The organism is Streptomyces sp. MGP-BFMKR1 (assembly GCF_057766585.1).
Genome location: NZ_CM173408.1, coordinates 3,558,982 through 3,577,890 on the forward strand (window position 1 = coordinate 3,558,982; position 18,909 = coordinate 3,577,890).

The following is an 18,909-nucleotide window of genomic DNA, read 5'->3' on the forward strand; positions in this document are numbered from 1 at the left end:
GCGCGCCGGGTGCCGCGGTGCCGGTGCCGGCGGCACCGATCCGGGTCGCTCCGGTTCCGGTGGTCCGTACGCCGGGTCGGCGGCCGGACCGGCCGCTCGACGGGCCGGTGCCGCCGCTCCGGCGGGCTCCGCGGCCGGCGGTGCCGCCGGCCTTGGGGTCCTCGCGGTCCCTGCGGGAGAGCACGATGGCGCCGACGAGCGCGGCGAGCAGCAGGACGGAGAGCGCCTCGAACGGCAGCACCCAGTGCCGGAAGAGGAACTCGCCGGTCACCCGGGTCGAGCCGGCCCCGGCCTCGGCGCCGGCCGTGGCCTTGTCCAGGTCGATCCAGGTGGAGCGGAAGGCGTCCACGACCACCCACACCAGGGTGGCCGCGGCGGCGAGTGCCACCGCGAGGGCGGCCCACCGGTTGCCGGAGTCCGCGTCCGGTGACCGCCCGATGGGCGCCTTGGTCAGCATCAGCCCGAACAGCAGGAGGACGACCACGGAACCGACGTAGATCAGCACCTGCACCCAGGCGATGAACTCCGCCGTGAGCAGCAGGTACTCGACGGCCAGGCCGCCGAGGGCCACCACGAGCCACAGTGCCGCGTGCACGAGTTGCTTGGTGGTGACGGTGACGATGGCCGCGCCGAGCGTCGCGACGCCGACGAGGAGGAAGGCGATCTCGACGCCCGTGGGCGAGAGGAAGCCCTGGCCCGCAGCGAGGGTCATGAGGGCGCTCCCTCACCCGGGGCACCGGGAGCGCCGGGTTCGCCGGGCGCGTCCGAGGGGCCGGGCGCGGCTGCCGCCGCGGCCTCGGCCGCCTGCGCGGCGGCGAGCTTGTCGGCCGTCTTGCGCGCGGCGGCGATCTCCTTGGGCTCCTCGGCCCCGGGGTCGAGCGCGGGCGGCTCGGGCACGGTCCACATCCACTCGCGGAGCTTGTCCCGCTCGTGGGTCAGATCCCGGATGTCGGTCTCCGCGTACTCGAACTCCGGCGACCAGAACAGCGCGTCGAAGGGGCACACCTCGATGCAGATACCGCAGTACATGCACAGGGCGAAGTCGATGGCGAAGCGGTCGAGCACGTTCTGGCTGCGCTCCCGGCCGCCCGGGGTGGCCGCGGGCACCGTCTCCTTGTGGGAGTCGATGTAGATGCACCAGTCGGGGCACTCGCGCGCGCAGAGCATGCAGACCGTGCAGTTCTCCTCGAACAGCCCGATGACGCCGCGGCTGCGCGGCGGCAGTTCGGGCAGCGTGTCGGGGTACTGCGCGGTGTGCGTCTTGCGGGTCATCGTGCGCAGCGTGACGGCCAGCCCCTTGGCCAGGCCGGAGCCGGGCCAACCGGACTTCTTCTGCGTCAGGTCGTCCAGTGCCATCAGTTGATCGCCACCTTCACCACGCCGGTCAGGGCGATCTGGGCCAGCGCGAGCGGGATGAGTACGGTCCAGGCGAGTTTCTGCAACTGGTCCTCGCGCAGGCGCGGGTAGGTCGCGCGGAGCCAGATCACGACGAACGCCAGGGCCAGCGTCTTGAGCAGCGTCCACAGCCAGCCGAGTTCATCGGCGAAGGGCCCGTGCCAGCCGCCGAGGAAGAGCACGGCCGTCAGCCCCGAGAGCACGACGATCCCGGCGTACTCGGCGAGCATGAACAGCGCGAAGCGCAGGCCGGTGTACTCCGTGTACGCGCCGAAGATGATCTCGGAGTCGGCCACCGGGGCGTCGAAGGGCGGCCGTTGCAGCTCGGCGAGGCCGGCGACGAAGAACACCACGCCGCCCACGATCTGCCACGGCACCCACCACCACTCGAAGGCGTCGAGCATGCCGGGCAGCGAGACCGTGCCGGCGGCCATGGCCACCGAGGCGGCGGTGAGCAGCATCGGCAGCTCGTACGCCAGGAGCTGGGCCGCGGTGCGCAGGCCGCCCAGCAGGGAGAACTTGTTGGCCGACGCCCATCCCGCCATGAGGGAGCCGAGCACGCCGACGCCCATCACCGCGAGGACGAAGAAGATGCCCGCGTCGATGACCTCGCCGACGGCGTTGTCGGGGCCGATCGGGATGGCGACGAGCACCAGCAGGTACGGCAGCAGCGCGACGGCGGGCGCGAGCTGGAAGACGCGTCGGTCGGCGTTGGCCGGGACGACGTCCTCCTTCTGCGCGAACTTCACGCCGTCCGCGACGAGCTGGGCCCAGCCGTGGAAGCCGCCGGCGTACATGGGGCCGAGGCGCCCCTGCATATGGGCCATGACCTTGTGCTCGGTCTGGCCGATGACCAGCGGGAACACCAGGAAGATCACGAAGACGGCGAGCAGTCGCAGCGCGACTTCGAGGGTGTCGTTCATGCGTCGCCTCCGTCAGCCCGTCCGCCACGGTCCGCGGACCCGTTCTCAGGCGCGGATTCTCCCCCGGGCTCGGCCTCGGCCTCGGGCCCGGACTCGCTCTCGCCCCCGGGTGCGGGCGCGGGCTCGGGCCTGCTCTCGGCCTCGGTCGCGGCCTTGGCCTCCGGCTCGGACGGGGTCGCGGGCTCGGGCCCACCCGCGCCGCCCGCCTCGGTGGGCGCGGCCGGAGCCGGCTGTTCACCGGGTGCGGTGGGCGCGGCCGGCGGCGTCTCGGGGCCCGGGGCCGGCGTGGCCGCGGGGACCTCGGGGGTCGAGCCGGGCGTGGCCTCGGCGTCCGGGGCGGGCGTGGTGGCGCGCGGAGCGGCCGGGCCTTCCCGGCTTACCGACGGCGTGTCGGTTGCCGGGCGGGCGTCGTGCCACGGGGCGTCGGGGGTACGCCGGGCGGGGCGCGCCGCGGGGGTCGCGGCCTCGTCCGCGCCGGCGTGCTCCTCGCCCGCGGCTCGCTGGCTGGCCGAACCGGCGCTCGCGCTCCGGGCGCGCCGGGGCGGGCGCGTGGCGGGCGCGCCGGCTTGCGCGGCGCCCTCCTGGCCCGGCTCGTCGGCGGCGCCCTGGGCGGCCGGGGCGTCGGTCGCGGCCTGTTGGCTGGCCGAGCCGGCGCTCGCCGAACGGGTGCGCCGGACCGGGCGGTCGCCCTTGGCACCCGGTCCGCCCGCCGCGCGTGCGGCGCGCGCCGGGCGGGCCGGCGCGGGCGGGAGCTGGCCCTTGAGCGGGCCCCAGTCGTTGGGGTCGGGCACGCCGGGCGGCAGCATCTGCCGCCGCTTGGGCCCGCCGTGGTCGGACTCCCCCGGCTCCTTGGCGCCCGGCCACGCCTTGGCGACCCGCGCCGCCAGCACGAAGTCCTTGCGCAGCGGGTGGCCCTCGAACCCGTCGGGCAGCAGCAGCGGCACCAGGTTCGGGTGGTCGGTGAAGTCGACGCCGAACATCTCGTGCGTCTCGCGCTCGTGCCAGGCGGCGCCCGGGTAGACGTCGATGGCCGTGGGCAGCGTCGGCGCGTCGTGCGGAACGGTCGTACGGACCAGCAGCCGCCGCAGCCCCGTCGGGCCGGCCGGCTCGGCGCCGCCCGGCGCGTGCTCGGGCAGCTCAGCGCCGTCCTGCGCGCCGGCGCTCGCGGCGCGCTCCGCCCGGGCCACCGCGTCGGCGGTGGGCAGGGCGGCGAGGTGCGCGGCGACGCGCAGGCCCGTGCCCGGCTCGTCCACCGCGCTCAGCCAGTCGAAGTAGGTGCAACCCAGCTCGGTGCGGGCGGCCTGGAGCGCGGGGATCCAGGACTCGGCCGGCACGTCGACGGTCAGCAGCTCGTACGTCTCCTCGGCGCGCGCGCCGGCGCCGAACAGGTCTTCTGCGGAGCGCGGCAACCAGCCCACCGGCGCCGTCGGCTCGGCGCCGGGCCCCGTACCGCCCACGGCGTCCCCGCCGTCGGCGGCGGCTCGGGCCGTGGCCGCGTCGCCCGCGCTGACCGCGTCCGCGGCCCGCCCGGGATCGTCCGGCGTGCTCATCGCGCGTCCTCCCCGGTCGGCTCCCGCCGTTCCGGCGCCGGCACCAGCGAGCTGCGCAGCGCGTCGGCGGAGGGGCGCGGCGCGGGGCCGTGCGGGTAGCGGCCCGCCAGCGACTCGTCGGCGATCTTCTCCTGGAGCTTGAGGATGCCCTGGAGGAGCGCCTCGGGGCGGGGCGGGCAGCCTGGCACGTACACGTCGACGGGGATGATCTGGTCGACGCCCTTGGTGACGGAGTAGGAGTCCCAGTACGGGCCGCCGCAGTTGGAGCAGGCGCCGAAGGAGATCACGTACTTCGGCTCGGGCATCTGCTCGTACAGCCGCTTGATGGCGGGCGCCATCTTGTCCGTCACCGTGCCCGAGACGAGCATGAGGTCGGCCTGGCGCGGCCCGGGCGCGAAGGGGATCACGCCGAGCCGGATGAAGTCGTGCCGGGCCATCGACGCGGCGATGAACTCGATCGCGCAGCAGGCCAGGCCGAAGTTGAAGACCCAGAGGCTGTAGCGGCGGCCCCAGTTGAGGATGACCTTCATCGGTTCGGGTGCCAGCCGGGCCAGCGGGCCGAGCCGGCTCGCGCCGCGCACGGCGTCAGCGGGGCGCGCGACCGTGGGCGTGGGCAGGTCCACGGGGGTCGCCTTGGGGGTCACGTCCATTCGAGGACGCCCTTCTTCCATGCGTACAACAGGCCAACGGTCAGAAAGCCGAGGAAGACGAACATCTCCACCAGGGTGGTGCCGCCGAAGCCGGGTTCGGCGAAGACGGTCGCCCAGGGGAAGAGGAAGATCGAGTCCACCGCGAAGATCACGTACAGGAAGGCGTACACGTAGTAGCGGACCTGGGTGTGTGCCCAGCCCTCGCCGACCGGGTCCACGCCGCACTCGTAGGTGAGCAGTTTCTCCGGCGTCGGCACCACGGGGCGCAGCAGCCGGCCGCCCACGAAGGCGACGGCCAGGAAGAGGACGCCGACGACCGCGAGGAGACCGACGGTCGAGTAGCCGTCGAAGTACGCGGCGGCCCACTGGGTGGGGGTGTCCGCGGCGGGAACCGCCGCCCCGTGGGCCGGGGGCCCGCCGGCGGGCGCGACCGCCATCTCCGGCACGTCCGTCACATACGTCACGTCCGTCCCTCGCTCCCTCTGCCGCTCTTCGGCCTGGTGGATGCTTGCCGCCCAGCTCACCGCCGCTTTCCGCGAGGCGGTACCGGCGATCCATACGGACGGGAGTCTAGGCCCTGCGCGCACCCCGATGGCCAGCCTGTCCACAGGGGGTGGGGTTATCCCCAGGTCGCCGGGTGGACTTTCCCCATGGCCTTTTGGGGACTTGGCCCGGCAGGCTTGGGGTATGAACGCCAGACCTGCGGCCGATTCACCTGTGAATGTGTCCGGTGCCACGTCCGACGGCACCGCCCCCGGCACCCAGACCGACGGCCGCGCCACCACCGCTCGTCGTCACCCCGCGCCGGGCGCGGGCCACGAAACCGCGCGCCCCGCCGCGACCGCCGCCGAGCCCGGCCGGACGGCCGGGGCCACGACCGGAGCCACCGAGGCCACGGAAGGCCAGGACCGGCTGCCGCGCCCGCCGGCCTTCGGGTTCCCGGGCGCCACCTGGCGCGAGATCGCGCACCTGCTCACCAACCTGCCGGTGGGCATGGTCGGGTTCGTCTACGTGGCGACTTGGTTCTTCACCGGCGTCGCCCTGTCGATCACCGTCGTGGGGCTGCCGATGCTGGCGCTCGGGCTGCTCGGCAGCCGGCAGATCGGCAAGTTCGAGCGGCGGCGCGCCCGGGTGCTGCTCGACGTGCACGTCGACGAGCCGAGCCCGTTGCGGCACCGCACGCACGGCGGCTTCTTCCCCTGGCTGTGGACGAGCCTGAAGGACACCGTCGGCTGGCGGCACACGCTCTACCTGCTCGTACGCCTGCCGTGGGACGTGTTGACCTTCACCGTCACGCTGGTCGGCCTGTTCGTCGCCTGGCCGGTGCTGCCGTGGGTGGCGCGCGGCCTGGCCCATGTGGACCGGGCGATGGTGCGCGGGCTGCTCTCGCCCTCCGACGAGCTGGAGCGGCGCATCGCGGAGCTGGAGTCGGATCGCGGCGTCGTGGTCGACACCGCCGCCGCCGACCTGCGCCGCATCGAACGCGACCTGCACGACGGAGCCCAGGCCCGCCTCGTCGCCCTCGCCATGGACCTCGGCCTCGCCAAGGAAAAACTCACCGAAGACCCCGAAGCCGCCGCCAAAATGGTCGACGAAGCCCACGGCGAAGTGAAGATAGCCCTTCAAGAACTCCGCGACCTCGCCCGCGGCATCCACCCCGCCATCCTCACCGACCGCGGCCTCGGCCCCGCCCTCTCCTCACTGGCCGCCCGCTGCACCGTCCCCGCCACCATCTCCGTCGACCTGGACGAACGCCCCGCCCCCGCGATCGAGGGCATCGCGTACTTCACCGTCTCCGAACTCCTCCAGAACATCAGCAAGCACAGCCAGGCCCGGGCGGCGACGGTCGAGCTGTGGCGTACCGAGCACCGGCTGCTGGTCCAGGTGTGGGACAACGGCGTGGGCGGCGCCGACACCAGCGGCGGCGGGCTGGCCGGGCTCGCGGAGCGGCTGGGCTCGGTCGACGGCCTGCTCGTCATCGCCTCGCCGGCCGGCGGCCCGACGACGATCACCGCCGAACTGCCCTGGCGCGACCGCACCCCGTAGCGGGCCCGGGAGGGTGCCAGGGACACGGTCGGGTACCGGGGACCCACCGGTCGGGGTAGGGAAAACCCCCTCCCGAAGAGGGCGACGGCCTCCATGGTCGAAACCTGCCCGGTCCGACAGCCTTGAGGTAGTTCAGGGGCGAGGCGCCCTCCGAGCCGCACGTGGCGGCACGGGCGAAGGACCGGAGGACGGACGAAGAGATGGCTACCGCATACGGATCTGATCCGCACAGTGCCGAGCTGGGCAGCCACCGGCTGCCGGCCGGCCTGCGCGCCCCCTTCGAGGCCCGCACCTGGCGCGAGCTGTGCCACCTCCTCCTCAACCTGCCGATCGCCCTGCTGACCTTCACGTACGCGATCGTCATGTTCTCGCTCGGCGTCGGCTTGCTGGTGACCTTCCTCGGGGTGCCGATCCTGGCCCTGACGCTGCTCGGGGCGCGGGGGCTCGGCGTCGTGGAGCGGGGGCGCGCCCGCCTGCTGCTGCGCCACGACGTCGCCGCGCCCGCCCCCGTGTTGCGCCCGGGCGACAAGCACGGCGCGTTCGCCTGGATGGGGGCGATGCTCAAGAGCGGCGACTCGTGGCGGCAGTTGTTGTACGCCGTGCTGCTCCTCCCGTGGTCGCTGTGCACCTTCGTCATCAGCGTGGTCGTCACCGTGAACGGCTGGGTCCTGCTGACCTATCCGCTGTGGCACTGGACCATCCCGCGCTACTCGGACCAGCCCGGCATGCAGCTCTGGTCGGACGGGGACAACGGCTTCTACCTGGACACCGCCTTCGAGTTGGCGTTCACCAGCGCGGTCGGTACCGCGTTCGTGCTGACCGCGCCGTGGATGATCCGGGGCATGGCCTTCGTGGACCGGCTGATGGTCTCCGGGCTGCTCGGCCCGTCGCAGCTCGCGAGCCGGGTCACCGAGCTGGAGTCGGATCGCGGCGTCGTGGTCGACACCGCCGCCGCCGACCTGCGCCGCATCGAACGCGACCTGCACGACGGAGCCCAGGCCCGCCTCGTCGCCCTCGCCATGGACCTCGGCCTCGCCAAGGAAAAACTCACCGAAGACCCCGAAGCCGCCGCCAAAATGGTCGACGAAGCCCACGGCGAAGTGAAGATAGCCCTCCAGGAACTCCGCGACCTCGCCCGCGGCATCCACCCCGCCATCCTCACCGACCGCGGCCTCGGCCCCGCCCTCTCCGCCCTCGCGGCCCGCTGCACCGTCCCCGTGAAGGTGCTCGTGGACCTCACCGCGCGGCCGGCCCCCGCGATCGAGGGCATCGCGTACTTCACCGTCTCCGAACTCCTCCAGAACATCAGCAAGCACAGCCAGGCCCGCACGGCCGGGGTCGACGTGTGGCGTGCCGACACCCGGCTGATGTTGCAGGTCACGGACGACGGCAAGGGGGGAGCGGACACCTCGGCGGGCTCCGGCCTCGCCGGTCTGGCCGAGCGGCTCGACGCGGTGGACGGCCTGCTGGTCGTGGACTCCCCGGTGGGCGGCCCGACGACGGTCACGGCCGAGCTGCCCTGGCGGGGCTGAGCCCCGCCGGCGCCGCGGCGGTCAAACACGCGGTGGCCCCGTAGCGGCGCGAAAGACCACCCCTGGTCGCCCCCTGCGGTGCGCCGCGCAACCTCACCTTCCCCCCAGGACGCCTGACGCCCCTGGTCGTCGGGCGGGAAAACGTCCCCCTACATCTCGGCATTCGGTCCCGGAGCACGCCGCTCCGGGACTGATTGCTGAGATGCTGTGCCCCAAGGGGTCGGTGCCGGGGGGCAAGAACACTGTGGAGGCAAGGGTGCGGGTGGTCATCGCCGAAGATTCGGTGCTGCTTCGGGAGGGCCTGACCCGGCTCTTGACCGACCGCGGACACGACGTCGTCGCCGGGGTGGGCGACGCTGAGGCGCTGCTCAAGTCGGTGGCGGCGCTGGCCGCGGAGGGCGCGCTGCCGGATGTGGTGGTGGCGGACGTACGCATGCCGCCGACCCATACCGACGAGGGCGTGCGCGCCGCCGTGCAGCTCCGGCGCGAACACCCCGACCTGGGCGTCCTGGTGCTGTCGCAGTACGTCGAGGAGCAGTACGCCACGGAGCTGCTGGCCGGCAGCAGCCGCGGGGTGGGGTACCTCCTCAAGGACCGGGTGGCCGAGGTCCGCGAGTTCGCCGACGCCGTGGTCCGGGTGGCCGAGGGCGGCACGGCCCTCGACCCCGAGGTGGTCGCCCAGCTCCTCGGCCGCAGCCGCAAGCAGGACGTGCTGGCCGGTCTGACGCCGCGCGAGCGCGAGGTCCTAGGACTTATGGCCGAGGGACGGACGAATTCCGCCATTGCCCGCCAGCTCGTGGTCAGCGACGGCGCCGTGGAGAAACACGTCAGCAATATCTTCCTGAAACTGGGCCTCTCCCAGAGCGACGGCGACCACCGTCGCGTACTGGCCGTGCTCACCTATATCAACTCCTGACAACCGGCCGATCGACGGACGGAGCAAATGCACGCCGGTCGGCCGAGCGAGTCGTACAACAAAAGTCCGGCGGAGAACACCACCGCAGCGATGACAGAGCCCGCCCGGGAATGGACGCAAAGGGCGAACAAACCGTGGCAAAGCGCGCCACGCATGTGGCACGCACCACCGTCCACCATGTGATCCGCCCCGGGGAAGGTGACCCTTACCCACGTACGATGGGCAAGGGACGACCCATTGGCATCGCCCGGGGTCCGGGGGCATTCCCGGCGCCAACCAGCCCGTCGCGAGCCGCCGCCTCGAAGGAGGTCCGAAGCAGTGACCAGCCAGGTCAACAGCACGGCCGAGCAGGCCGACCACGCCAAGCCGGCCGATTCAGCCGCCGCCAGCCAGACCGGGCCAACGCCCGCCGAAGGCCAGCACGGGGCCGGCACAGGCAAAGAAACCCGCCAGCTAGACCGAGTCATTATCCGTTTTGCGGGTGATTCGGGTGATGGTATGCAGTTGACGGGTGATCGGTTTACTTCGGAGACGGCGTCGTTTGGGAATGACTTGTCGACGTTGCCGAATTTCCCGGCGGAGATTCGGGCGCCGGCTGGGACGTTGCCGGGTGTGTCATCGTTCCAGTTGCATTTCGCGGATCATGACATTCTGACGCCGGGGGATGCTCCGGATGTGTTGGTCGCGATGAATCCGGCGGCGTTGAAGGCGAACGTGGGGGATCTGCCGGCGGGTGCGGTGTTGATCGTGAACACGGATGAGTTCACGAAGCGTCCGATGGCGAAGGTGGGGTATGCGACCAGTCCGTTGGAGGATGGGTCGCTGGAAGCGTTCCAGGTGCATGGGGTGCCGTTGACGACGTTGACGGTCGAGGCGCTGAAGGAGTTCGGTCTCAGTCGTAAGGAGGCTGAGCGGAGTAAGAACATGTTCGCGCTTGGCCTGTTGTCGTGGATGTATCACCGTCCGACGGAGGGTACTGAGGCGTATTTGCGGAAGAAGTTCGCGAAGAAGCCGCAGTTGGCGCAGGCGAACGTGACCGCGTTCCGGGCGGGGTGGAACTTCGGGGAGACCACGGAGGATTTCGCGGTCTCCTATGAGGTGGCTCCGGCCTCGTCCGCGTTCACCGCGGGGGTGTATCGCAACATCTCGGGGAACCTGGCGTTGGCCTACGGTCTGGTCGCCGCGTCCGTGCAGGCGGAGTTGCCCCTGTTCCTGGGCTCTTACCCGATCACTCCGGCGTCGGATATTTTGCATGAGCTGTCGCGGCACAAGAATTTCGGGGTGCGTTCGTTCCAGGCTGAGGATGAGATCGCGGGGATCGGGGCGGCGTTGGGGGCGGCCTTTGGTGGGTCGTTGGCGGTGACGACGACCTCGGGGCCTGGGGTGGCGCTCAAGTCGGAGACGATCGGGTTGGCGGTCTCGCTGGAACTTCCCCTGGTGGTGGTGGATATTCAGCGGGGTGGGCCGTCGACGGGGTTGCCGACCAAGACGGAGCAGGCGGACTTGTTGCAGGCCATGTATGGCCGTAACGGTGAGGCTCCGGTACCGATCGTGGCGCCGTCGACGCCGGCGGACTGTTTTGATGCGGCGTTGGAGGCGGCGCGGATCGCGTTGGTGTATCGCACGCCGGTGTTCCTGCTCTCGGATGGGTATTTGGCCAATGGTTCGGAGCCGTGGCGGGTGCCGGATGTGGCGGGGTTGCCGGATTTGCGGGTGCGGTTCGCCTCAGAACCCAATCATGAGTTGGCGGATGGGTCGCGGGTGTTTTGGCCCTACAAGCGGGACGCGGTGACGTTGGCGCGGCCGTGGGCGGTGCCGGGGACGGCGGGGTTGGAGCATCGGATCGGTGGGATTGAGAAGCAGGATGGTAGTGGGAACATTTCCTACGATCCGGCTAATCACGAGTTGATGGTCCGCACCCGTCAGGCCAAGATCGATGGTATTGCGGTCGAGGACGTACGGGTGGATGACCCGGGTGGGGCGCGGGTGTTGGTGTTGGGGTGGGGCTCGACGTATGGGCCGATCGCTGCGGCGGTGCGGCGGTTGCGGGGTGAGGGCGTGGCGTTGGCCCAGGCGCACCTGCGGCATCTCAATCCCTTCCCGGCGAATCTGGGCGAGGTGCTTGCCTCGTATGAGCGGGTGGTGATCCCGGAGATGAATCTGGGACAGCTCGCGACGTTGATCCGCGCGAAGTACGCGATCGATGCCCGGTCCCACACCCAGGTCAACGGAATGCCGTTCAAGGCCGAGGAGTTGGCCAACGCGTTGAAGGAGGCCATCAATGCCTAACCCCACCACGCCCCAAGCAACCACCACACCCACCGGAGCCACCACACCCGGCGCTGGCACGCCTGCCGTTTCTGCTGAGGGTGGGGGGCGGGGGTTGTTGTCGTTGGTGCCGCGGGCTGAGGGTAAGCAGTCGATGAAGGACTTCAAGTCCGATCAGGAAGTGCGGTGGTGTCCGGGGTGTGGGGACTACGCGGTGTTGGCGGCCGTGCAGGGCTTCATGCCGGAGTTGGGCCTGGCGCGGGAGAACATCGTGTTCGTGTCCGGGATCGGGTGTTCCAGCCGTTTCCCGTACTACATGAACACCTACGGCATGCACTCCATCCACGGGCGGGCGCCGGCGATCGCGACGGGGTTGGCGACCTCACGACGGGACCTGTCGGTCTGGGTGGTCACCGGTGACGGGGACGCGCTCTCGATCGGCGGGAACCACCTCATCCACGCGTTGCGACGCAACGTGAACCTGAAGATCCTGCTGTTCAACAACCGGATCTACGGGCTGACCAAGGGCCAGTACTCCCCGACCTCGGAGGTCGGGAAGATCACGAAGTCGACCCCGATGGGTTCCCTGGACGCCCCGTTCAACCCTCTCTCCCTCGCGTTGGGCGCCGAGGCCTCGTTCGTGGCGCGGACGGTGGACTCAGACCGCCAGCACCTGACGAGCGTGTTGCGGGCGGCGGCGGCCCATCCGGGCACGGCGTTGGTGGAGATCTACCAGAACTGCAACATCTTCAACGACGGCGCCTTCGAGGTCCTCAAGGACAAGGACCGCGCGCTGGAGGCCGTGATCCGACTGGAGCACGGCCAGCCGATCCGCTTCGGCGCCCCCGCCGAAGACGGACTGGGCTCCAAGGGCGTGGTCCGCGACCAGGCCAGTGGAGACCTGCGCGTGGTGGACGTGCGGGAGAACGGCACGGACGGTGTGTTGGTCCACGACGCGCGGGCCGCGTCCCCGACCACCGCGTTCGCGCTGACCCGACTCGCGGACGCCGACACCCTCCACCACACCCCCATCGGCGTGTTGCGGAGCGTGGAACGCCCGGTCTACGACACGTTGATGAGCGACCAACTCGACCAGGCCATCGAGGCCCAGGGCAAGGGCGACCTCGCCACCCTCCTCGCCGGCAACGACACCTGGACCGTCACCCACTAGCCATTCCATGGGCGCGCTTGCCCGCGCATCGGCGCGCCGGCCTACCGGCTGGCCACCGGCCCACCGTGGCCGCTCGGGCAACGCCCCACCCGGGCGCCCCAGCGCCGGCCTCCGGCCGCTGGCGCGCGCCGGCGCGGATGACACGGCCCGGACCCGACCTCCCATCGGGTCCGGGCCGTCGCGCGCCCGGGCCCGTCCTCACGGCCTGGCCACTCCGCACCCGGGCGCCCCGCACCCTGGCTCCCGTTTCCTGGTCGCGCCCGTACGCCAAACCGCCCCAGCCCGCGCCCTCTCCGACCACCCCGGCCTGCGGTTTCGGCCTCGCCGACCTCGTGGCCGCGCTACCTGGCTGCCCCACCCGACGGCGCGCCGTGCGCCGCCTCCGTACGTCGCCGACCGCTCCTTCGCGTACCGGGGTTCGGCGCCCCGCCCGGTTCGACGGGTGCCCGCCTCGCCCCCGCGCGGCGTCCGGCGTCCGGCTCCGCGCTGGCCCGCGCGCTGTCGCTCCGCCGTGCGTCGTACTGCTCCCGCGCCGCCTGCACCTCCGGGACCCGGCGCTCGGACCAGCGAGCCAACGCCCACACCTGCTGCGCGGCCTCCTCCCCCAGCGGGGTCAGCGAGTACTCCACCCGCGGGGGGATCACCGGGTACGCCTCGCGGTGCACGAAGCCGTCGCGCTCCAACGTCTGCAGGGTCTGGGCGAGCATCTTCTCGCTGACGCCACCGACGCGTCGGCGCAGCTCGCTGAACCGGTGCGTCCGCTCCCACAGCGCCGCCAGCGCCAACACTCCCCACCGGCTGGTGACGTGCTCAAGGACGAGCCGGGAGGGGCACATCGGCGCGTTCACATCCGGCACCTTCGGCACACCGAGGGCGCGGAGCCGGTCGCCGTCGGCGGCCTCGGCACCGCCGCTCCCGGCGTCAGCGCCGCGCTCGCTTCCGCCCCCCATGGCGTGGTCGGCGACGCCTTCCTCGGCCGCGCCGTGCGCGTCGGCACCGTGTTCCGTACCGTCGCGGCCGACCCCCGCGGCTTCGGCGGCTTTCTCGCGCTCTCCCATGTCAAAGCCCCTTCCCTTGGCACCAGTACCATACTTCAAAGTGGGTACTTACGAATAATTAGCTACTTGCCTACGGTGGCCCCATCACGTCCGATCAAGGAGAGACCGAGATGATCGTCGTCACCGGAGCCACCGGCCACCTGGGCCGCCTCGTCATCGAAGAACTGCTGGCCAAGGTGGCCGCGGGTGAGCTGCCCGGCGGCCAGATCGCTGCCGTCGTGCGCGACCGCGCCAAGGCCGCCGACCTCGCGGCGCGCGGCGTCGAGCTGCGCATCGCCGACTACAGCGACCCGCAGTCCCTGACCGGGGCCTTCCGCGCCGGCGAGCGGGTGCTGTTGATCTCGGGCAGCGAGGTGGGGCAGCGCGTGCCGCAGCACCAGGCGGTGATCGACGCGGCGAAGGAGGCCGGCGTCGCGCTGCTCGCCTACACCGGCATCCTGGGCGGCCCGAACGCCGACTTCGAGCTGGCCGCCGAGCACAAGGTCACCGAGCAGGCGATCCTCGATGCCGGACTGCCGCACGTCTTCCTGCGCAACGGCTGGTACAACGAGAACTACACCGAGCGCCTGGCGTCGGTCCTCGACCACGGCACCGTGGTGAGCAGCGCGGGCAACGGGCGGGTGGCATCGGCCGCGCGCGCCGACTACGCGGCGGCGGCCGTGGCCGTACTGACCGAGGACGGTCACGCGGGCGCCGCCTACGAGCTGAGTGGCGACGTGGCATGGAGCTTCGACGAGTACGCGGCCGAGGTCGCGGCCCAGTCCGGCAAGGCGATCACGCACTCGGTCGTCACGGCCGCCCAGCATCAGGAGATTCTGACCGGCGCTGGACTGCCCGAGCCGTTCGCCGCGCTCCTGACCGATGTCGACGCGGCGATCGCGCGCGGGCTGCTGGCGGGCACGAGCGGCGACCTGTCCCGGCTCATCGGCCGCCCGACGACGCCGATCGGCCAGTCCATCGCGGCAGCGCTGGCGTTGCGCTGATCACGTCGCCACCCCGTCGCTCGACAGCACCACCGGCCGCTGCCTGCCCCGCAAACCCGTTGGCGCCCCGCGCCCCCGCCCTTTCCGCAGCTCAGCGAGGTGCGGGGCGCGCGGCCCGGGCTGGGGCAACGGGGGGCGACGGGCCGGCGCTCGTCAGCCCGGTCCGCATGTCATGACCGTATGACGATACGGGGCTGACAGACCGACCTTGGCAGCGCTACGTTCTGACCGTCGCCACCCACAGCGGGCAGATCGGGGAGGAAGCGTTGACGTCGGCCAACGAGACGCGCACCGGCCTTGCGTACGGCTTCGCCGCGTATGGCATGTGGGGTCTCTTCCCCCTGTACTGGCCGCTGCTGGAGCCGACCGGCGCGGTCGAGATCCTGGCCCACCGCATGGTGTGGTCGCTGGCTGCCGTGATCATCATCCTGCTGGTGCTGCGGCGCTGGTCGTGGATACGGCCGCTGCTGCGGCAGCCCAAGCGACTCGGCCTGATCGCCCTCGCCGCCACCGTGATCTCCGTCAACTGGGGCATCTACATCTGGGGCGTCAACTCGGGCCACGTGGTCGAGGCGGCCCTGGGGTACTTCATCAATCCGCTGGTCAGCATCGCGTTCGGGGTGCTGCTGCTGCACGAGCGGCTGCGCCCCGCGCAGTGGACGGCGGTCGGCGTCGGCGCGGTCGCGGTGGCCGTACTGACGGTGGGCTACGGCAAGCTGCCCTGGATCGCGCTCACCCTCGCGTTCTCGTTCGGCACCTACGGGCTGGTCAAGAAGCACATCGGGCTCGACGGCCTGGAGTCGCTCGCGGCCGAGACCGGAATGCAGTTCCTGCCGGCGCTCGGCTTCCTGATCTTCCTGGGGGCGCGCGGTGACAGCACCTTCGCCACCGATGGCGTCGGGCATGCGCTGCTGCTCGTCGGCTGCGGCTTCATCACCGCGGCGCCGCTGATCTGCTTCGGCGGCGCCGCCGTACGGCTGCCCCTTTCGGCGATCGGGATGTTGCAGTACATCGCGCCCACCTTCCAGTTCGTGCTGGGGCTCGTGGTCTTCCACGAGGAGATGCCCGTCGAGCGGTGGGCCGGCTTCTCCTTGGTCTGGCTCGCCCTGGCCCTGTTGACCTGGGACGCCCTGCGGACCGCCCACCGGTCGCGGAGCGAACTGCGCGCGGCTGCGGCCCGCGCCGGCGAGGTCGCGGCCGTGCGCGCCGGCGAGGCGGTGGCCGTGGCACAGGCCGGCGCGGAGCCGGGTGCTGGCGTTCCCACCCGGGCCGTTGCCGCGGCGGCGGCCGAGCTCGCCGAGACGGGACGAGCCCCGGTGACGGGCGCCGTCGACGCCGGCGGCGATCTCCCGGCACCCGACGAACTGCCCCGCTGACGCGCCGTTGACCTCGGCGTCCCAGGTCCCGGACGATGGGTGAACCGACGACCGGGGGCGGGGACATGGGCACCGCGCAACGCACGGACGCTCCACCCGACGCGGTGGCCGACCTCGCCGCGGCCCACGGTCTGGGGGCCCACTGGAGCGCCGAGTTACGCGGCGACGCCGACGGCGGATGCCTGGGGTGTCTGGCTCTCGTCGTCCTCGTGCCGCCCGGCGCCGGCCTGCTTCTCGGCCCCTACGGACCGCGCGGCGCCACCATTGGAGCAGTTCTGCTCTCACTTGGCCTCCTCGTGCTCGTCCTGGGCCTGCGACATGCTCGCGCCGAGCCCCACGGGCAGCGGGTCTACTGCTTCGAGGGCGGCATCGTCATGCTGAGCGGTCGTGGGCAGCCGATCCCCCACGCGTGGCTCGACCTGGAGGCGGCCGAGTGGACGGAGACCGCGACCGTGGGCCAGGGGCAGCAACAGAGCCGCTACGACGTGCTGGAACTGCGCGACCTGGATGGCGCGCCCCTGGCCCGCTTCGCGCAGCGCGACGCCGCGCGCGTCGCGGACCTCATCGCCGCGGACGAGGCGACGCGCGCCCTGCGACTCCTCGGGCGCGGCGAGTCCGTACGCTACGGCCGCTTCACCCTCACCAGCACGGGCCTCACGATCACCGGGGCACCCCTGCCGCCCGGCCGGAGCACCCCCGGCCAGGACACCTCCGACCAGGAAGCGACTCCGATACCCGGAGAGCGCCCATCGGTCATCAGCACGTCCGTGACCTGGGACGAGATCCGCGCCGTGCACGTGAACGACACCTCGATCGAACTCGCCCTCCGGTGCGCACACGGCGACGGCCAGGGGGCGGGCCAGCGCCCCAGCATCGTCCTGCCGCGCGCGGAGGAGCCTCGGGAGCGCGTGGCGTTCGCGCTGGTCCGCCGCCTGCTGCGCGACCCTGAGGCGGCCTGACCGCCGCACCCGCCGCGGCTCTCCCGGCAACCGGCCCGGCGCCCTGCCGCCAGGAGCCCCGCGCGAGTGCCCCGACCGAAGGGGTCTCCGACGCTCGGGCGGCCCCGCGGGCCCCGCAGGGGCTCGGCTACCCCAGGGCATCGGCCACATCGGCCATCACCTGTTTCCAGTGCTCGCGGCGGCGGGCCCGCTCACTGGCGTCGGACAGCCGCTCCTGGTGGAACCGGAGCACCGCCTTCCCCTCGGCGCGGGCGCGCGAGACCGCCACCTGGATCGTGGTGTCCCTGGTGCTGCCGGGGGCGCGGTGCGTGAGGCGAATGCGGTCGCCCGGCCGGTAACCACGAACTTCGCCCGAGGTGCCATCGGCGGTCTCGTACGGCGCTCCCTTCTCCTGGTGCAGTTCGGCGCCCGGCCCCAGCCAGATGGCGATGCCCTCGTCGCCGCTGATGAAGTCCCACACCGCGGAGGACGGGTGGGGCAGGGTCTTCGAGACCCCGATCTCCCAACCGGCGTCCCGCGTCAGGCCGCGGGGCTGCTGGCTGTCGGCGGGAGGCTGCTCGGCGTTGGCGTCGGCGCTGACGTCGGCGGGCCGCGACGCCGCGGGGGTCGCAGGGGTCGCTGCCTGCTGGCGGGCCCGGGATGTGGTCTGGAGCTCGGGCAGGCCCTCGTGAGCGGAACGGTCCTGGGCTCGCGGCTCATCGGGGTGAGCTGCGCATTCCGGCTCGGCGGGGTGGTCGTCGGCCGCGGCCTGCCGGGCACGCAGGGCCTTGACCTTGTGCACGTTTCCGCACCGCTGCATGGAACACCAACGGCGGCGGCCGGGCCGCGAGGTGTCCACGAACAGGAGGTAGCAGTTGTCCGTCGCGCACTGTCGTATCCGGTGCGCGTACGGGCCGGAGAACAGCTCGATCGCGTCGCGGGCGACCGTCGAGAGGAGTTGCCTACCCGTCGCCGGACGCGCCCACCGCCGGTCCGAGGCGCCCAGCAGTCGCGGCACCAGCGGCGGGGCGAGCGCCAGCTCGTTGACCACATCGAGGTCGGCGGCCTCCAACGACTGCCCGTGGGCCTGACGGGTCGCCATCCGAAGCAGCGCGTCCCGCAGCCGCTTGGCCTCCACCACCTCATCGGACGTCACATCGATCTCGGGCACGGGCGTGAGCCTCGAACGCGCGGCCCACACGGCGAGGTCCGCGGGATGGTGCAACACCTCATAGCGCGCCCACTCGCCCGGCCCCCCGGTGGGCACGAGCTCCAGGCACAGCGCCCCCGGGTCGAACCGGTAGGGCACCCCTTGCGGTGAGTGGAGGATCAATCCCCTTGCCATCTCGCTCATGTAACCACTATAACTGGTTTCACGGCGGATGGAAGAGGAAAGATACTCGGCAACAGCGAGAGACAGAACGGGAGTTGGCCGACCACCGTGGTCGAGCGGCCCCGACCGCCAACCCATCAGCAGAAGCCCGAAATCTGCGGGACCCGCAGATCCGACAGGGACCAACAACGGGGAGACGAGCAGGACATGCAGCAGACACCACTGGCCTGGAAGGTCGTCGTCGACGCCGAGGACCCGCACCGCCAGGCGACATTCTGGGCAGCGGCGCTGCGCTACCGGATCGAGGACAACGGAGCCCTGATCGAACGCCTGCTGGCGGCGGGCGCGGTAGACGAGCAGGAGACCGTGGAGTTCCAGGGCCACCGCGCGTGGCGCGACCTCGTGGCCGTTCGGCACCCCGACGACCCGTTCGACCCGGGGAGCGACACGGGCCTGGGTCGCCGCATCCTCTTCCAGCGCGTCCCCGAGCCAAAGACCACGAAGAACCGACTCCACCTCGATCTACACAGCGCACCGGGCGAGCGAGATGAGGAGATAGCGCGGCTGGAGGAGCTGGGCGCGACCTCGCTCCACCGAGTGAGCCTCGGAGGCATTGAGTGGCAGGTCATGACGGACCCTGAGGGCAACGAATACTGCCTGCACTGACCACCCGCCACCCCGCGCCCGCCCCCCGCCCACCCCTTCTGAGGGTTACTCAGGCGCCCCCAGGGCACCTCGGGAGCGCCGCGCCCGAAGCCCCGGAAAACAAC

Annotated in this window: 15 protein-coding genes and 3 pseudogenes; 9 read left to right on the plus strand and 9 right to left on the minus strand. The window is 71.9% G+C overall.

Going from position 1 to position 18,909, the window contains the following annotated elements; translation table 11 throughout:
• Nucleotides 1-168 precede the first annotated feature (168 nt).
• The 6 genes and pseudogenes from AC3CHW_RS13540 to AC3CHW_RS13565 form a co-directional block, all read right to left on the minus strand.
• A pseudogene (locus tag AC3CHW_RS13540) lies at nucleotides 169-712 on the minus strand (NADH-quinone oxidoreductase subunit J family protein); the annotation flags it as partial.
• Nucleotides 709-1,356 carry a NuoI/complex I 23 kDa subunit family protein gene (locus AC3CHW_RS13545; RefSeq protein WP_488471039.1) on the minus strand — a complete coding sequence of 216 codons (648 nt, stop codon included), beginning with the start codon at nucleotides 1,354-1,356 and terminating at the stop codon, nucleotides 709-711. The gene AC3CHW_RS13545 and the pseudogene AC3CHW_RS13540, both read right to left, overlap by 4 nt.
• A complete protein-coding gene (locus tag AC3CHW_RS13550; RefSeq protein WP_381157175.1) occupies nucleotides 1,356-2,318 on the minus strand; it encodes a complex I subunit 1/NuoH family protein in 963 nt (320 codons plus the stop codon). Before AC3CHW_RS13550 ends, AC3CHW_RS13545 begins: the two co-directional genes overlap by 1 nt.
• Nucleotides 2,315-3,868 (minus strand): NADH-quinone oxidoreductase subunit C, encoded by a 1,554-nt coding sequence (locus AC3CHW_RS13555; RefSeq protein WP_488470599.1) that lies wholly within the window; start codon nucleotides 3,866-3,868, stop codon nucleotides 2,315-2,317. Before AC3CHW_RS13555 ends, AC3CHW_RS13550 begins: the two co-directional genes overlap by 4 nt.
• Nucleotides 3,865-4,518, minus strand: a complete 654-nt coding sequence (locus AC3CHW_RS13560) for an NADH-quinone oxidoreductase subunit B (protein ID WP_459248610.1) — start codon at nucleotides 4,516-4,518, stop codon at nucleotides 3,865-3,867. The genes AC3CHW_RS13555 and AC3CHW_RS13560 overlap by 4 nt, the downstream gene beginning before the upstream one ends.
• The gene (locus AC3CHW_RS13565) at nucleotides 4,509-4,955 is read right to left on the minus strand and encodes an NADH-quinone oxidoreductase subunit A (RefSeq protein ID WP_488471040.1); all 447 of its coding nucleotides are present in this window, start codon (nucleotides 4,953-4,955) and stop codon (nucleotides 4,509-4,511) included. The genes AC3CHW_RS13560 and AC3CHW_RS13565 overlap by 10 nt, the downstream gene beginning before the upstream one ends.
• A gap of 475 nt (nucleotides 4,956-5,430) precedes the next feature.
• On the opposite strand from AC3CHW_RS13565, the gene AC3CHW_RS13570 reads away from it, so the two are divergent.
• From AC3CHW_RS13570 to AC3CHW_RS13590, 5 genes are all read left to right on the plus strand, one after another.
• The gene (locus AC3CHW_RS13570) at nucleotides 5,431-6,564 is read left to right on the plus strand and encodes a sensor histidine kinase (RefSeq protein ID WP_488471041.1); all 1,134 of its coding nucleotides are present in this window, start codon (nucleotides 5,431-5,433) and stop codon (nucleotides 6,562-6,564) included.
• A gap of 200 nt (nucleotides 6,565-6,764) precedes the next feature.
• Nucleotides 6,765-8,096: a sensor histidine kinase gene (locus AC3CHW_RS13575; RefSeq protein ID WP_488470600.1), complete on the plus strand. Its 1,332-nt coding sequence runs from the start codon at nucleotides 6,765-6,767 to the stop codon at nucleotides 8,094-8,096.
• Nucleotides 8,097-8,352: 256 nt separating this feature from the next.
• Complete coding sequence (locus AC3CHW_RS13580; protein ID WP_359321644.1) at nucleotides 8,353-9,012, plus strand: LuxR C-terminal-related transcriptional regulator; 660 nt, start codon at nucleotides 8,353-8,355, stop codon at nucleotides 9,010-9,012.
• A 318-nt stretch (nucleotides 9,013-9,330) separates the two neighbouring features.
• Entirely contained in the window at nucleotides 9,331-11,301 is a 1,971-nt protein-coding gene (locus AC3CHW_RS13585; protein ID WP_488470601.1) for a 2-oxoacid:acceptor oxidoreductase subunit alpha, read from the plus strand.
• A gap of 133 nt (nucleotides 11,302-11,434) precedes the next feature.
• Nucleotides 11,435-12,451: a 2-oxoacid:ferredoxin oxidoreductase subunit beta gene (locus tag AC3CHW_RS13590; protein WP_488470602.1), complete on the plus strand. Its 1,017-nt coding sequence runs from the start codon at nucleotides 11,435-11,437 to the stop codon at nucleotides 12,449-12,451.
• 497 nt (nucleotides 12,452-12,948) lie between these two features.
• Here the strand turns inward: AC3CHW_RS13590 and AC3CHW_RS13595 are convergent.
• A pseudogene (locus AC3CHW_RS13595) lies at nucleotides 12,949-13,287 on the minus strand (winged helix-turn-helix transcriptional regulator); the annotation flags it as partial.
• Between the two features lie 332 nt (nucleotides 13,288-13,619).
• Here AC3CHW_RS13595 and AC3CHW_RS13600 point away from each other — a divergent pair.
• From AC3CHW_RS13600 to AC3CHW_RS13610, 3 genes are all read left to right on the plus strand, one after another.
• Nucleotides 13,620-14,492: an SDR family oxidoreductase gene (locus tag AC3CHW_RS13600; RefSeq protein WP_488470603.1), complete on the plus strand. Its 873-nt coding sequence runs from the start codon at nucleotides 13,620-13,622 to the stop codon at nucleotides 14,490-14,492.
• Nucleotides 14,493-14,758: 266 nt separating this feature from the next.
• Nucleotides 14,759-15,868, plus strand: a complete 1,110-nt coding sequence (gene rarD / locus AC3CHW_RS13605) for an EamA family transporter RarD (protein WP_488470604.1) — start codon at nucleotides 14,759-14,761, stop codon at nucleotides 15,866-15,868.
• Nucleotides 15,869-15,903: 35 nt separating this feature from the next.
• Nucleotides 15,904-16,827 carry a hypothetical protein gene (locus AC3CHW_RS13610; RefSeq protein WP_488470605.1) on the plus strand — a complete coding sequence of 308 codons (924 nt, stop codon included), beginning with the start codon at nucleotides 15,904-15,906 and terminating at the stop codon, nucleotides 16,825-16,827.
• Between the two features lie 127 nt (nucleotides 16,828-16,954).
• Here AC3CHW_RS13610 and AC3CHW_RS13615 read toward each other — a convergent pair whose 3' ends face one another.
• Together AC3CHW_RS13615 and AC3CHW_RS13620 are read right to left on the minus strand one after the other, a co-directional pair.
• Nucleotides 16,955-17,350 (minus strand): SRPBCC family protein, encoded by a 396-nt coding sequence (locus AC3CHW_RS13615; RefSeq protein WP_488471042.1) that lies wholly within the window; start codon nucleotides 17,348-17,350, stop codon nucleotides 16,955-16,957.
• 237 nt (nucleotides 17,351-17,587) lie between these two features.
• Nucleotides 17,588-18,277, minus strand: a pseudogene (locus tag AC3CHW_RS13620) (CGNR zinc finger domain-containing protein); the annotation flags it as partial.
• 69 nt (nucleotides 18,278-18,346) lie between these two features.
• Between AC3CHW_RS13620 and AC3CHW_RS13625 the strand changes: the two are divergent.
• Nucleotides 18,347-18,805, plus strand: coding sequence for a VOC family protein (locus tag AC3CHW_RS13625; RefSeq protein ID WP_398610370.1), 459 nt, complete (start codon nucleotides 18,347-18,349; stop codon nucleotides 18,803-18,805).
• The last annotated feature ends 104 nt before the right edge of the window (nucleotides 18,806-18,909 follow it).

Excerpts from the sequence above, each read along its gene's own strand:
- AC3CHW_RS13545 (WP_488471039.1), bottom strand. The coding sequence starts at position 1,356 with ATGGCACTGGACGACCTGACGCAGAAGAAGTCCGGTTGGCCCGGCTCC.
- AC3CHW_RS13550 (WP_381157175.1), bottom strand. The coding sequence starts at position 2,318 with ATGAACGACACCCTCGAAGTCGCGCTGCGACTGCTCGCCGTCTTCGTG.
- AC3CHW_RS13555 (WP_488470599.1), bottom strand. The coding sequence starts at position 3,868 with ATGAGCACGCCGGACGATCCCGGGCGGGCCGCGGACGCGGTCAGCGCG.
- AC3CHW_RS13560 (WP_459248610.1), bottom strand. The coding sequence starts at position 4,518 with ATGGACGTGACCCCCAAGGCGACCCCCGTGGACCTGCCCACGCCCACG.
- AC3CHW_RS13565 (WP_488471040.1), bottom strand. The coding sequence starts at position 4,955 with ATGGCGGTCGCGCCCGCCGGCGGGCCCCCGGCCCACGGGGCGGCGGTT.
- AC3CHW_RS13575 (WP_488470600.1), top strand. The coding sequence starts at position 6,765 with ATGGCTACCGCATACGGATCTGATCCGCACAGTGCCGAGCTGGGCAGC.
- AC3CHW_RS13590 (WP_488470602.1), top strand. The coding sequence starts at position 11,435 with ATGAAGGACTTCAAGTCCGATCAGGAAGTGCGGTGGTGTCCGGGGTGT.
- AC3CHW_RS13600 (WP_488470603.1), top strand. The coding sequence starts at position 13,620 with ATGATCGTCGTCACCGGAGCCACCGGCCACCTGGGCCGCCTCGTCATC.
- AC3CHW_RS13610 (WP_488470605.1), top strand. The coding sequence starts at position 15,904 with ATGGGTGAACCGACGACCGGGGGCGGGGACATGGGCACCGCGCAACGC.
- AC3CHW_RS13625 (WP_398610370.1), top strand. The coding sequence starts at position 18,347 with ATGCAGCAGACACCACTGGCCTGGAAGGTCGTCGTCGACGCCGAGGAC.